This window comes from Allohoeflea poritis, from assembly GCF_027889715.1.
Taxonomy (GTDB): domain Bacteria; phylum Pseudomonadota; class Alphaproteobacteria; order Rhizobiales; family Rhizobiaceae; genus Hoeflea_A; species Hoeflea_A poritis.
This window is the reverse complement of the sequence record NZ_JAPJZH010000013.1, coordinates 130,614-143,498: the sequence shown is the minus strand read 5'-3', so window position 1 is coordinate 143,498 and position 12,885 is coordinate 130,614. Positions and strand designations below refer to the sequence as shown.

Sequence of the window (12,885 nt, the reverse complement as noted above, 5' to 3'; positions counted from 1 at the left end):
GCCCACACCTTCTTCTCGGCCATCTGTATCGCCGCAACCGTCGCATTCTGGCTCTGATCAATGAGTCCTGAGCCTAGCTGCTGCTGGACAGTTTTTGCTGTGAGGCCGATCTTTCGCCCTCGAAGTATTCGACCGGTGCTGAGTCCGTGTTGGGTGTTCAGATGCTGGATATCGTAAGCGCGAAGCACCTCACGCTCGCCGATCTCATGTGCAAACGGCTCAATAGGCTCGGCGTTCGCTTCCGCATGACGAAGTCTTTTGGCTATTTCGTGTTCGAGTTCTAGTTCCATAGGCACAAGCATAATACGCACAAGACAGCCTGCAATGGCCGCAATGGGCTCGAAGCGGCCATCCGACCATCTGTGAGAACTGCCGGTCCGGACCCATGCGCATGCCGGATCGAAAACCAACTCCGCCCTTTCCGGTGAATTTCCTCTGGCCTTTTTAAATCGATTAGATTATGAGGAAGCCGGACATTCCGATACATTCTGAAATACGGGCCAGCAGCGATGAGCAGCCAGATCATTCCCGTCGAGCCGTTCGATTATGTCGTCTTCGGCGGCACCGGCGACCTTGCCGAGCGCAAACTCCTGCCGGCGCTCTATCACCGGCAGATTTCGGGACAACTGACCGAGCCGACGCGCATCATCGGTGCGTCCCGTTCGGATTTGGACGACGAAGGCTATCGCGCATTCGCCGGCGAGGCGCTGTCACGGCATCTGAAACCCGGTGAATTCGACGAGCAGGAGGTTCAGCGTTTTCTGGACCGCCTGCACTATGTCTCGGTCGACGCAAGCTCGGAACGCGGCTGGGACGCGCTTGGAAAACTGCTGGCCGAGGCGGGCGAGCGGGTGCGCGCCTTTTATCTCGCCGTCGGCCCGTCGATCTTCGGCGAGATCTGCGAGCGCATCCACAATCACGGCCTGGTCAACGACAATACGCGCATCGTCGTCGAGAAACCCATCGGCCGCGACCTTGAATCGGCCCGCGCCCTGAACGACACGATCGGCCACGCGTTTTCCGAAGACCAGATCTTCCGCATCGATCATTATCTCGGCAAGGAAACGGTGCAGAACCTTATGGCGCTGCGCTTTGCCAACGCGCTCTACGAGCCGCTGTGGAACTCGGCCCATATCGACCACGTGCAGATCACCGTGGCCGAGTCGGTCGGGCTCGAAGGCCGCGCCGGCTACTACGACCGCGCCGGGGCGCTGCGCGACATGGTGCAGAACCACCTGCTGCAGCTTTTGTGTCTCGTCGCCATGGAGGCGCCGACCTCGATCGACGCCGAGGCCGTGCGCGACGAGAAGCTGAAGGTTCTGAGGGCACTGCATCCGATCAATGCCGGCAATGCCTCCAGGCTGACCGTGCGCGGGCAGTACCGTGCGGGCGCTTCGGCCGGCGGCGCCGTCGACGGCTACCTCGATGAACTTGGGGACGACAAGTCGAACACGGAGACCTTCGTCGCGATCAAGGCCGAGATCGAGAACTGGCGCTGGGCGGGCGTTCCCTTCTACATGCGCACCGGCAAGCGCATGGCGCAGCGCGTCTCGGAAATCGTCATCAATTTCAAGCCGATACCGCATTCCATCTTCAGCGAAGGCACGGGCCAGATCATCGCCAACCAGCTGGTGATCCGCCTGCAGCCCGACGAAGGCGTCAAACAGTGGATCATGATCAAGGATCCGGGGCCCGGCGGCATGCGGCTGCGCCATGTGCCGCTCGACATGAGTTTCGCGGCAAGCTTCGGCGTGCGCAACCCGGACGCCTATGAGCGGCTGTTGATGGATGTCATCCGTTGTAATCAGACACTGTTCATGCGCCGCGACGAGGTCGAGGCGGCCTGGCAATGGGTCGATCCGATCCTGACGGCCTGGGAGGAAACCGACCATCCGTGCCACGGCTACACCGCCGGCACCTCGGGCCCAACCAACGCCATCGCGCTTATCGAAAGGGACGGCCGTACCTGGCATGAAAGCAGATAGGCACGAACCGCAGTTCAACAACTACGCCAACCGGCAGGCGCTCGCCGCGGCTCTGTCGGCGGACATCGCCGGCGCACTGCAGACGGCCATCATGCGCGACGGAGCGGCGGTGCTCGCCGTTTCCGGCGGTTCCACCCCGCGAAACATGTTCCAGGCGCTCAGCCGGACGGACATCGACTGGTCGAAGGTCATCGTCACGCTCGTAGACGAACGCTTCGTTCCGCCGTCCCATGAACGCTCCAACCACCGGCTGGTTGCCACCCATCTGTTGCAGAACGAGGCGGCTTTCGCACAGTTCATCCCGCTTTATTGCGAAGGCTTCTCCCCGGAAGAGGCGGCCAACGAGGCAGCGTCGAAGATCGACGCGCTGGAAAAGCCCATCGACATTGCCGTGCTCGGTCTCGGGACCGACGGGCACACCGCCTCCTGGTTTCCGGGCAGCCCCGAACTGGCGGCCGCCACCGATCCCGAGCAGGAAAAGACCGTGATGGCCATCGAGGCCCCGGGCATTCCGGAGCCCCGGCTGACCCTGACGCAACCGGTGCTGCATGGGGCGGAAAGCGTCATCCTGCATATCGAGGGCACGGAAAAACGAGATGTCCTGGAGGCCGCGCTCGAGCCGGGTCCGGTGGAGGCTTTGCCGGTCCGCGCTATCTTGAGGGAAACGAAACGACCGCTGCAGGTCTACTGGGCACCCTGAAGGCCCAGAGCTATTGCAGCGCTGCAGAAGACGACGATGAACAGAACCGGAGAAACCGGCCTCCTACTTGAACCGTTGTGAAACGAACCATCGGCAGGAAAACCATGTCCGCAAACGCATCCGTCCTTTCGATCACCAAGCGCCTCGTCGAGCGATCAAAACCGACGCGCGAGGCCTATCTGGAGCGCACCCGCAAGGCCGCCGAGGAAGGCCCGAACCGCACCGTCCTTTCCTGCGGCAACCTCGCGCACGGCTTCGCCGCCTGCGGCACGCATGACAAGGAAGCGCTCGCCGGCGACCGGGTCGCCAATCTGGGCATCATCACCGCCTATAACGACATGCTCTCCGCGCATCAGCCATTCGAGACGTTTCCGGCACAGATCCGCGAAGCAGCGCGCGAGGCCGGTGGCGTGGCGCAGGTGGCCGGCGGCGTGCCTGCCATGTGCGACGGCGTCACGCAGGGCCAGCCTGGCATGGATCTGTCGCTGTTCTCGCGCGACGTGATCGCGCTGTCGGCGACGGTCGGCCTTTCGCACAACATGTTCGACGCGGCGGCCTATCTCGGTGTGTGCGACAAGATCGTTCCCGGACTGGTCATTGCGGCGTTGACATTCGGCCACCTGCCCGCGGTCTTCATTCCGGCCGGGCCGATGACGTCGGGACTGCCAAATGAAGAGAAGGTGCGCATCCGCCAGCTCTACGCGGAGGGTAAGGTCGGCCGTGCCGAGCTATTGGAAGCCGAATCCAAATCCTATCACGGCCCCGGCACCTGCACCTTCTACGGCACGGCAAACTCCAACCAGATGCTGATGGAGCTCATGGGCTTTCACCTGCCCGGCGCATCCTTCATCAATCCGGGCACGCCGCTGCGCGACGCGCTGACGAAGGAAGCGGCCAAGCGGGCACTGGCGATTACCGCGCTCGGCAACGAGTACACACCCGCGGGCGTCATGTTCGACGAGCGCAGCGTGATCAACGGCCTTGTCGGCCTGCATGCGACGGGCGGCTCCACGAACCATACGATGCACCTTATCGCCATGGCCCGCGCCGCCGGTATCGTGCTGACCTGGGAGGACATTTCCGAGCTTTCCGACCTGGTGCCACTTCTGGCGCGGGTCTATCCGAACGGCCCGTCCGATGTGAACCATTTCCATGCGGCCGGCGGCCTGGGCTACCTGATCTCGCAACTGCTGAAGGGCGGATTGCTGCATGACGACGTGCGCACGGTCTGGGGCGAAGGCCTTGCCGATTATGCCATCGAACCGAAGCTCAACGACGACGGCAGCATTGCGCGCGAACCGGCGCCGGCCGTCAGCGCCAATCCGAAGATCCTTTCGACCATCGAGAAACCGTTCCAGGATAATGGCGGCCTGAAAATGCTGACCGGCAATCTCGGCAAATCGGTCGTCAAGATTTCGGCGGTCAAGCCGGAGCGGCATGTGATCGAGGCGCCGGCCAAGGTGTTTTCCTCACAGCATGCGCTGCAGGCGGCCTTCAAGGCCGGCGAACTCGATCGCGATTTCGTTGCTGTCGTGCGTTTCCAGGGACCGCGCGCCAACGGCATGCCGGAACTGCACAAGATGACCCCTCCCCTCGGCGTGCTGCAGGATCGCGGCTTCAAGGTGGCGCTGGTGACGGACGGGCGCATGTCGGGCGCCTCCGGCAAGGTGCCGGCGGCCATTCACGTCACACCGGAGGCGCTGGATGAAGGCCCGATCGCCAAGCTTCGCGATGGCGATATCATCCGCCTCGACGCGGTGGAGGGAACGCTGGAGGTACTGGTCGACGAAGCCGAATTCGCGGCGCGCGCGCCGGCCAAGGCAGACCTTACGGAGAGCGAACACGGCATGGGCCGCGAGATCTTCGCCAATTTCCGGGCGATCGCCGGACGCGCCGATAACGGCGCGAGCGTGCTCTACAGCTGATCCGGATCAGAAAGCCGGCGGCGTCCTGCCGGCATGGCGGCAGGCCGAGACCAGCGTATTGGCCATCAGCATGGCGATGGTCATCGGGCCGACACCGCCCGGAACGGGGGTGATCGCGCCCGCGACCTCCGCGCATTCGGCATAGGCGACATCGCCGACGAGCCGTGTCTTGCCCTCGCCGCGCTCCGGCACGGGAATGCGGTTGATTCCCACATCGATGACCGTGGCGCCGGGCTTGACCCAGTCCCCCCGGACCATTTCGGGCCGCCCGACGGCGGCAACGAGGATGTCCGCGTTGCGGCATGTGGCCGGCAGGTCGGGCGTGCGGCTGTGGCAGATGGTAACGGTCGCATTGGCGGCCAGCAGCAGGCTTGCCATCGGCTTGCCGACAATGTTGGAGCGGCCGACGACAACGGCGTTGAGACCGGACAGATCCTTGCCGCGCACCCGCTCGATCAGCAGCATGGAACCGGCAGGCGTGCAGGGAACGAAGGCCGTGTCCATGTCGCCGATGGTCAGCTTGCCGGCATTGATGACGTGGAAACCGTCGACATCCTTCTCCGGATCGATCGCCTGGATGACCCGGCCGTCATCGATATGGCCGGGCAGCGGAAGCTGCACGAGTATGCCGTGGATCTGCGGATCATTGTTGAGATCCTCCACGAGCGAAAGGAGATCGGCCTCGCTGGTGGCTTCCGCCAGCGTGTGCTGGACGGAGTGAAAGCCGCATTCCTTGGCTTTCTTGCCCTTCGAGGCGACATAGACCTGGCTGGCCGGGTCCTCGCCGACGATGACCACCGCGATGCCGGGAACGACGCCCGCCGCCTGCTTCAGCTCGGCGGCTGCCGATTTGACTGTCTCCACGACGCTCTCTGCGACGGCCTTGCCGTCAATCACCGTTGCCGTTTCGGTAACTGCTGTCATCTGCGATGCTCCCAATACACTGTTGCGCGGCGCGAATGGACAATTTCCAATGCGCCGTTTGCCGCCTGTCCGCTGCATAATGCAAATTTTGCGCTTGGGAAATGGTCAGCCCACGCCGTTTTCTGTCGAACCGGCGTGTTCCGGGTTTTTTGTGTCCCGAACACGCGCTTCCTCGCGGGCCTTCTGCAGGCGATCCAACACCTCCCGCATTTCCTTGCTTCTGCGGCTTCGGCTTTCGATATCGCCTGTCTCCGTGTCTTCGGTCTGGAGGACGGGCGGGTTGGGCAACCCTTTCTGCGCAATTTGGTCCTCCTGCCTTTCGCGCGGTGGATGCCCGGGCGCCGGCGGCAGGGCTTCCACCGGATGCGGTGGCCCTTTGACAACGGTCTCCGAGCGTCCGTCCTTGTCGGGCGTCAGGCTTCGCGCGGGACCCATCACCATCGTTGCAAAGAGACCGGCAGCAAAGCCGAGAACCAGACCGCCGGCCGCGATAAACAGTCGCGGCGGTCCGATTGGCCGGACCGGCGGCGTGGCCTCCGAGATCACCCGGATGTTGCCGGTATCGCGCTCCTGCAGCTCGCGAGGTTCGCGCGCCTCGTCCAGGAAGGACCGATAGAGCGCCGATGCCGCATCTGCCTCGCGCTCCAGTTCCCGCAATCGGTCCAGGGCGGCGGATGTTGCGGCCTGTTCGCTTTTCAGTGCCGCGCGTTCGCCGGCAAGCTGCCGTTCCGATTGGACAATCCGCTCCAGTTCGACCTGTGTCGCCCTGGCAATCCGGCGCAATTCCCTGTCGACTTCCAGGCGCGCCGATCCCAGCGCCTGTTCGGCGGCGATGCGCCGGGGATGGCGCGCGCCGAGGCTGTTTGCCAGCGCTTCGGCGGCGCGTTTGGCGGCTGCATATTCGGCGCGCAGTTCGCCGATGATTGAAGCCTGCAGGATTTCCGGCGCGGCTTGAGACAGTACGGCGTCGATATCAAGCGCGCCGCTGGTTTCTGACGCTCGTTGAATCTCCGCCTTGCGGGCACGCAACTGCGCCAACCGCCGGTCAAGCAGCACGATCCGCTGGTCGTCGATCGATGTCGCGCCGGCGCCGACCAGATCATTGTCGGCCCGGAACTGCGCAACCCGTTGCTCCGCGGCCTCGACATCGGCAAGGAGCACGTCGAGCTGACGCGTCAGGGCCGCCAGGTCACGCACGGACGGTGCCAGCCGGGCCTCCCGCTGGACGGCGATGTAGACATCGGCGATCCGGTTGGCGATCAGCGCCGACTTGCCGGGGTCGCCGGTCACGGCCGAGATAGAAACAATGAGTGAATCTTCACCGCGCAGGACGGACACGTTCCGCGACAGGGACTGTAACGCGAGGACCTCCCGGTTGGCCCGGTCTTCGTTTTTCCCGGCGGAAAGGAGGTTGCGGAACAGGCGGGCCGCACCTGCGATCCCGGCCGGACCGGTGCCGTTGAACTGGGGATCGTCAGCCAGGTCCAGATCTTCGACGACGGTCTTCAAAACGGAACTTGAGCCAATTGTTTTCACCTGGCTGTCGGCAAGTGCGCGCATGGTTTCGGCCGAATAGGCTCCCGGCGGAAGATCGACATCGGTCCGCGGAAGACCGCTGGGATCGAGCAGCAGCTTGCTCACTGCCTCATATCTTTGGGGCAGGGAGAGCGCCAGTGCGACGCCAAGCGCAGCGCCGAGAATGGTCGTGAAGGCAACGAGCAAACGATTGTGCCAAATTGCCCGGTCCGGCGCTGCCGGGGCGGTCGGCCCTGCCCGGCGTGTCGGGCCTTTCCCACGATCGCCGTCAGCCGTTGCGGATACTTCGTGTCCGTGCGTATCGCGGGCAGCCGCCCTGACGCGATCGATCAGTGCCTGTCGGTCGACAGGGGCCGTGTCCGTCTGTCGATCCCGATCGGTGTTCATGAGAGACCCGCGCCGCCCCATTGCATCGTTTGATCGAGGATCGTCCATCAGTGCCCTTCGAGCCCATTCGCGTCTGCCCGCCCGGAGCAGATCACGACTGCGGCGCTGCTCCCTGACAAAACCGGATAATTGCGCGGAAAAGATTCGGTGAACAGACAATCGCCGTCAAGACGCCTTGTTGCGCCGGCGCGGCGGTCACCGGAAAATCGGGATATCGATGCTCGGCTGGCTCACTGGAAATGCCGGTAACGGCAAAACGGAACCGACGAGCCGGACTGGCCCGCCGGTATAGAGGACATGCTACCTGTATCCGTTTGCGGTCCGATCACAAAAGGCAGAGTTTGACGCCGGGAATTCCACAGAATATGCCCGCAGCCGGCGGTCGTATTTCCGGACCGCCTTCATGTCCCACAAAACGAATTACTTCGCTTCCGGCTCGCCGTTTCGGATCAATACTTACTAATATGCAACGCACTTACTGGTTAATTACTTTAGTAAATAAAAGCGCGATTTCAAATATATATTCCAATATTTCCAAAAAAAATTGTTGAGGTCGTGCTTTGCGAACCCTGCGGCCTGTCATGACAACCGATATCGATACCGGCTCAGCCTTCCTCGCCCACCGACTTGACCGGCGGCGGCGGCAGTCGCCGCTGGCGTGCGCGGTTGCGAACCTCCGCCTTGGTCAGGAATTCCATCTGCTCGACAAGGACTTCGTGGAAGACCTTCTTTTTCAGCCGATCGTTCAAACGGTCGCGGACAACGATCCGGAAAGCGTCCAGGTCAAATTGCTCGACCCTGGTCAGATCGATGACGCGTTCGCCGACCAGCAGGCTGAAGAGCTCGTCGGTAATGAGCATCTCAGGCGGCAGGCTGAGCGAATTGAGAATCTCCGGTTCAGCCGTGTAGACGAGCCGGGTGATGAAATAGCCCCGGACCTCGCCGTCGTAGATCGCCGGGATCGACATGAGGTCGGAGCGCACATAGTCGAGTCCGCCGAAGAATTCGGTTTCTTCCTTGGGATTGGACGTTTCGGACGCGACTTGCAGGGAGAAATAGACCGAAGCGAGCGTGACGGCGCAGATCCAGACCCCGGAAATGGCGAGTTTGATCATCCGGCCTCACGCAAATAGAACTGCTCAGCCGTGTATGTGCCATCTGCCTCCGCTTCCTGCACAGCATCGCGCAAAAGATCCGTGACCCGGCGTACGGCCTCGAGATGCGCTTTCACCTTGGCGGTGTTCCGCTCCAGCTTGTCGTGGATGACGCGCAACATCTGACCATGCGAACGGCTCAGTTGCTGCGGCGGGACGGCTTCTTCCAACAAGGACAGCTCGTAGAGGCAGCGGCTCTTGCGAATATTGGAGGCGTTGACATCAAAGTCCGGATCCGTGCCGAGCGCGCTGTTTTCAGCATCAAGGATCGCATCGAGCCGGCCCAGGACCTTTGCCACCCGGTCATCCGCATTCTGGTTGCCCATATCGCTTTGGCTCCCGATCATTGTCTACTCCGAGCGTCAGGTCTTCTCATGGAATGGGCCGGTCTGTTCGCCGGCATTGCCCAGAATGTCGCGCTGGATCTGCTGCACAAGGCCGTTCGCATAGTTGCGATTGTCGCCCGTGGACCGCGCATGGTCCTCATTGGCCTGCGCCGGCTGGCGCTGGTCAGACAGCTGTTCCGCGATACCAATACCGCCGGCAGCAGCGAGCGCCTTGCCCAATTGCTCGGCCATCATGCCCTTCCAGATATCCCCGGCAGTACCGCTGCCGTAGAGGTTTTCCGCGTCGGTGGGCAACATGCTCTTGATGAAAGACTGGAGCACCATGGCCTCGAATTCCCGGTGGGCCTGCGGCACATTGCCGGCATCGGCCTGCACCCTGGCGCCGATTGGCCGGTCCGCCAGCGGTTCGAAAGCCGGCGCCGCAGCCTCAGAGGACTTGGCAAGCAGCTTGCGGTGCGCCTCGCGCACATTGGCCGGATCGGCGGCACGGACCACATCCAGAACAAGGTCGCTCGGCGGTGATATTGCCAATGAATCATCCTCTCGGTCGTCGCCGGCAACTATGCACCACGAAGCTTACGGGAGGCTGGAGCGCGGCTGCCATGGTTTTCCTGCCCGGCCCCTTTGACCGCATCGAGAAGATCGAGCAGGCTTTCATCCTCGCGCATCCTTTCGACCTCCGCGCTGGCTGTCACGAGATGATCACCGAGGCGCTCCTGTTTGGTGCGCTCGCGCAGGACTTTCTGCTCCTGCAGTTGCGCCTGCGCCGCCAGCGTGCGTTCGCGGCTCTTGAGCTTGTCCAGCTGCCGCGCGTAAAGCTCGGGAAACAGGCGGTGTACCTGCGAGAGACCGCCCATCACCTCGACGAGATGCGCAATCTGCTCGCCTACCACGATGCGCTGCCGGTTGGTCTCCGCCAGTTCGGTCTCCGCCAGCTTGTGCAGCTGGCCCTGCAACGCCGCAAGCCGTTTCAGGTTGCGGGCCCGTTTCTCGAATGCGTCAGCGGCCATCGAACACCGGAACGAACCCGTCGGCGAACTGGCGAAAGAACTCGCCGGAGCCGAAGAACAGAAGGAACAGACCACCGGTCAGGATGAACGGCAGCGAGATGAAATAGACCGGAATCTGCGGCGCCAGCTTGTTGACCATGCCGACCGCCAGGTTGAAGATCAGGCCGTAGATCAGGAACGGGCTGATCAGCCGCAAGATGATCATGAAGGAGGAGGACAGGGTGTCCGACAGTGTGATCAGCGCCATTTGCGCGTCGAAACTGCCGCCCACCGGCATCAGGTCGTAGGACATCGTCAGCGCCTCGATGACGATGTGGTGGAAATCCATCATGAAGAGGATCAGAAGGCCGGTCAGCCCGATCAGCGAGCCGAGTTCGGTCTGCGGCTCGTTCTCTTCGACACCGGCGCTTGCCATGGGGTTGTAGCCGATCATCATGGAGACGGCGGTTCCGGCAAACTGCAGGGAAAGCACATAGAATCGGGCAACCAGACCGAGCACCGCGCCGATCAGCAGTTCCACGAAGATCAACGAGAGATAGGCAGACGTGGAGACGGCGACCTTGGGGTAGATCGACTGCCACATCAGCGGCAGAAGCGCCATCGAGGCGGCAATGGCCACGAAGAGGCGGACTTGCGCCGGCACGCGGAAACTGCCGAGACCGGGCATCAACATGAAGCAGGCGCCGATGCGACTGAAGGAGGCGACCAGTGCGAGGACCGTTCCCTCCAGATCGCTGATCATGAGATCGAACCGAGGATCTGTATTTCCACGCCCTTGGCGATCTCGACATGCGAGATGACGGGAAGCGTTGCAAACAGGCGCTCGATGATCATGCGCACATAGGGCCGCGCATCGGGTGCCGTCACGAGTACGAAACGCGTGCCGGCATCGAGGTGCCCGCGGATCACCTTGGTGGCCTGTTCGCTGAATTCCTCGAGCAGCGCCGGCTCGATGTCGAACTCGACGACATCGCCCTTGGCATCGCGCTTGAGCGCCTGATGGAAGGCAAGATCCCAGCGGTTGCCGAGCCGCAGTACGCGCAGCACGCCATTGTCGGCAAGATCGCCGCACAGCTGCTGCGCCATGCGGATGCGCACATGCTCGACGATCTGCTCGGTCTTGCGCAAATGCGGCGCCAGTTCCGCGACCGCCTCCAGGATGAGATGAAGGTTGCGGATCGAGACACGCTCGGCAAGCAGCAGCTTGAGCACCGCCTGCAGGCCCGAATAGGACATGTGATTGGAGCAGATCTCGTCGGCCAGCTTGCGATACTCGGGATCGAGCCGGTCGAGAAGGGATTTCATGTCCTTGTAGGACAGGAGCTGCGGCAGATTGTTGCGGATTACCTCGCTCAGATGCGTCAGCACGACCGAGACATTGTCGATCGGCTGGAAACCTTCACGCTTGACCTCTTCCGCCAAGCTCTCGGGCACCGAGACCGCCGGCAGACCAAAGGCGGGTTCGCGGATTTCATCACCCGGAACGGCCGGCTTCCTGCCATTGCCGATCACCACCATGACTTCGCCGACACGTAGTTCGTTGACCGCGACCGCGGTTCCGTGAATGCGGATCTGGTAGGATTTGTCGGGAACGGCGAAATCGTCGGTCACCTTGATCTCGGGAACGACAAAGCCGTATTGCGAGGCGAATTTCTTGCGGATCTTGCCGACCCGGAAAGCAAGTTCCTGATGGGCGCCAAGCAATTTGGTGGAGACGTGCTTGCCGAGGCAAAGCTCGATCTCGCTGGTGTGCAGAACGTTCTTGACCGAGTCCTTTTCCTGCTTCTTCAGCTCCAGCAGCGCGTGTTCCTCGTTCTGCCGGATCGCCTGGTTGTGGCGCTCGATCTGCCGTGGAATGAACCAGCCGGCGAAGGCCATGGCACTGCCGAGGATCATGAAGGGCAGGAATGGCAGGCCCGGAACGACGGCGAGCACGATCATCAGACCCGCCGCGACGAACAGCGCACGCGGATAGCCGCTCAACTGGCCGACAACAGCGACATCGGCCGATCCGACATTGCCGCCGCGCGAGACGAGCAGGCCGGCGGCGAGCGAGACGATCAATGCAGGAATCTGGGAAACGAGGCCGTCACCGACGGAAAGCTTGGTAAAGACGTCCGCGGCGTCTCCGATCTCCATGCCATGGCGGGTGTAGCCGATGATGATGCCGCCGAAGATATTGATCGCCGTGATGATGAGGCCGGCAATGGCGTCGCCGCGGACGAATTTCGAGGCGCCGTCCATGGAGCCGAAGAAGGAACTCTCCTCTTCGAGCTCACGACGCCTTGCCTGTGCCGTCTTCTCGTCGATCAGTCCGGCGGAGAGATCCGCGTCGATCGACATCTGCTTGCCGGGGATTGCATCGAGCGTAAAACGCGCACCGACCTCGGCGATACGGGTCGCACCCTTGGTGATGACGATAAAATTGACGACGACGAGGATGAGAAAGACGATCACGCCGATAACGAAATCGCCGGACATGACCATCTGCGAAAAACCGCCGATGACATGGCCGGCGGCGGTGATGCCTTCATTGCCCTCGGACAGGATAATGCGGGTCGTCGCGATGTTGAGCGACAGGCGCGTCATCGTGGCGATCAGCAGGATCGTCGGGAAAGAGGAGAAATCGAGCGGCCGCTGGATCCACAGCGCGACCATCAGGATCAAAACCGAGAAGGCGATCGAGAAGGCAAGACCGATATCGATCAGGAATGCCGGGATCGGCAGGAACAGGATCGACAGGATAATGACGATGCCGATGGCGAAGGTGACATCGCGGCCCCTGCCCTCAAGCGGCGGCACTGCTACGGCTGTTGATTCCGCCATGTTGCCCTTGTCTCTTCATGACAATTGCGGGCCGCGCACGGCGTCCCGATGATCCTTGCGCCAAATTATCGGGCGAAGCTTGCGCGAAGGT

11 protein-coding genes and 1 pseudogene are annotated in these 12,885 nt (G+C 62.3%); 3 read left to right on the top strand and 9 right to left on the bottom strand.

The genetic code is table 11. The annotated features are described in order from the left end of the window. Positions 1–290 (bottom strand): annotated as a pseudogene (locus OOZ53_RS19555) (hypothetical protein); the annotation flags it as partial. A gap of 219 nt (positions 291–509) precedes the next feature. On the opposite strand from OOZ53_RS19555, the gene zwf reads away from it, so the two are divergent. From zwf to edd, 3 genes are all read left to right on the top strand, one after another. Then, positions 510–1,985: a glucose-6-phosphate dehydrogenase gene (gene zwf / locus OOZ53_RS19550; RefSeq protein WP_271091399.1), complete on the top strand. Its 1,476-nt coding sequence runs from the start codon at positions 510–512 to the stop codon at positions 1,983–1,985. Continuing rightward, entirely contained in the window at positions 1,972–2,685 is a 714-nt protein-coding gene (gene pgl, locus OOZ53_RS19545) for a 6-phosphogluconolactonase (RefSeq protein WP_271091398.1), read from the top strand. Before zwf ends, pgl begins: the two co-directional genes overlap by 14 nt. 104 nt (positions 2,686–2,789) lie before the next feature. Next, positions 2,790–4,610, top strand: a complete 1,821-nt coding sequence (edd, locus tag OOZ53_RS19540) for a phosphogluconate dehydratase (RefSeq protein WP_271091397.1) — start codon at positions 2,790–2,792, stop codon at positions 4,608–4,610. A 6-nt stretch (positions 4,611–4,616) separates the two neighbouring features. Here the strand turns inward: edd and folD are convergent, their stop codons facing one another. From folD to flhA, 8 genes are all read right to left on the bottom strand, one after another. Then, the gene (gene folD / locus OOZ53_RS19535; protein ID WP_271091396.1) at positions 4,617–5,534 is read right to left on the bottom strand and encodes a bifunctional methylenetetrahydrofolate dehydrogenase/methenyltetrahydrofolate cyclohydrolase FolD; all 918 of its coding nucleotides are present in this window, start codon (positions 5,532–5,534) and stop codon (positions 4,617–4,619) included. 105 nt (positions 5,535–5,639) lie between these two features. Beyond that, complete coding sequence (locus OOZ53_RS19530) at positions 5,640–7,457, bottom strand: GumC family protein (RefSeq protein ID WP_271091395.1); 1,818 nt, start codon at positions 7,455–7,457, stop codon at positions 5,640–5,642. A 605-nt stretch (positions 7,458–8,062) separates the two neighbouring features. Further along, complete coding sequence (locus OOZ53_RS19525) at positions 8,063–8,572, bottom strand: hypothetical protein (protein WP_271091394.1); 510 nt, start codon at positions 8,570–8,572, stop codon at positions 8,063–8,065. Beyond that, positions 8,569–8,958: a hypothetical protein gene (locus OOZ53_RS19520; RefSeq protein ID WP_425499191.1), complete on the bottom strand. Its 390-nt coding sequence runs from the start codon at positions 8,956–8,958 to the stop codon at positions 8,569–8,571. Before OOZ53_RS19520 ends, OOZ53_RS19525 begins: the two co-directional genes overlap by 4 nt. 15 nt (positions 8,959–8,973) lie before the next feature. Continuing rightward, positions 8,974–9,489, bottom strand: coding sequence for a rod-binding protein (locus OOZ53_RS19515; RefSeq protein ID WP_271091393.1), 516 nt, complete (start codon positions 9,487–9,489; stop codon positions 8,974–8,976). A 29-nt stretch (positions 9,490–9,518) separates the two neighbouring features. Beyond that, the gene (locus tag OOZ53_RS19510) at positions 9,519–9,968 is read right to left on the bottom strand and encodes a hypothetical protein (RefSeq protein WP_271091392.1); all 450 of its coding nucleotides are present in this window, start codon (positions 9,966–9,968) and stop codon (positions 9,519–9,521) included. Continuing rightward, a complete protein-coding gene (gene fliR, locus OOZ53_RS19505) occupies positions 9,958–10,710 on the bottom strand; it encodes a flagellar biosynthetic protein FliR (RefSeq protein ID WP_271091391.1) in 753 nt (250 codons plus the stop codon). Before fliR ends, OOZ53_RS19510 begins: the two co-directional genes overlap by 11 nt. Beyond that, complete coding sequence (gene flhA, locus OOZ53_RS19500) at positions 10,707–12,794, bottom strand: flagellar biosynthesis protein FlhA (protein WP_271091390.1); 2,088 nt, start codon at positions 12,792–12,794, stop codon at positions 10,707–10,709. Before flhA ends, fliR begins: the two co-directional genes overlap by 4 nt. Positions 12,795–12,885: the final 91 nt, after the last annotated feature.

Bases quoted from the DNA above. Each gene is read 5' to 3' on its own strand.
- zwf (WP_271091399.1), top strand. From the start codon at position 510: ATGAGCAGCCAGATCATTCCCGTCGAGCCGTTCGATTATGTCGTCTTC.
- pgl (WP_271091398.1), top strand. From the start codon at position 1,972: ATGAAAGCAGATAGGCACGAACCGCAGTTCAACAACTACGCCAACCGG.
- edd (WP_271091397.1), top strand. From the start codon at position 2,790: ATGTCCGCAAACGCATCCGTCCTTTCGATCACCAAGCGCCTCGTCGAG.
- folD (WP_271091396.1), bottom strand. From the start codon at position 5,534: ATGACAGCAGTTACCGAAACGGCAACGGTGATTGACGGCAAGGCCGTC.
- OOZ53_RS19530 (WP_271091395.1), bottom strand. From the start codon at position 7,457: ATGAACACCGATCGGGATCGACAGACGGACACGGCCCCTGTCGACCGA.
- OOZ53_RS19525 (WP_271091394.1), bottom strand. From the start codon at position 8,572: ATGATCAAACTCGCCATTTCCGGGGTCTGGATCTGCGCCGTCACGCTC.
- OOZ53_RS19520 (WP_425499191.1), bottom strand. From the start codon at position 8,958: ATGATCGGGAGCCAAAGCGATATGGGCAACCAGAATGCGGATGACCGG.
- OOZ53_RS19510 (WP_271091392.1), bottom strand. From the start codon at position 9,968: ATGGCCGCTGACGCATTCGAGAAACGGGCCCGCAACCTGAAACGGCTT.
- fliR (WP_271091391.1), bottom strand. From the start codon at position 10,710: ATGATCAGCGATCTGGAGGGAACGGTCCTCGCACTGGTCGCCTCCTTC.
- flhA (WP_271091390.1), bottom strand. From the start codon at position 12,794: ATGGCGGAATCAACAGCCGTAGCAGTGCCGCCGCTTGAGGGCAGGGGC.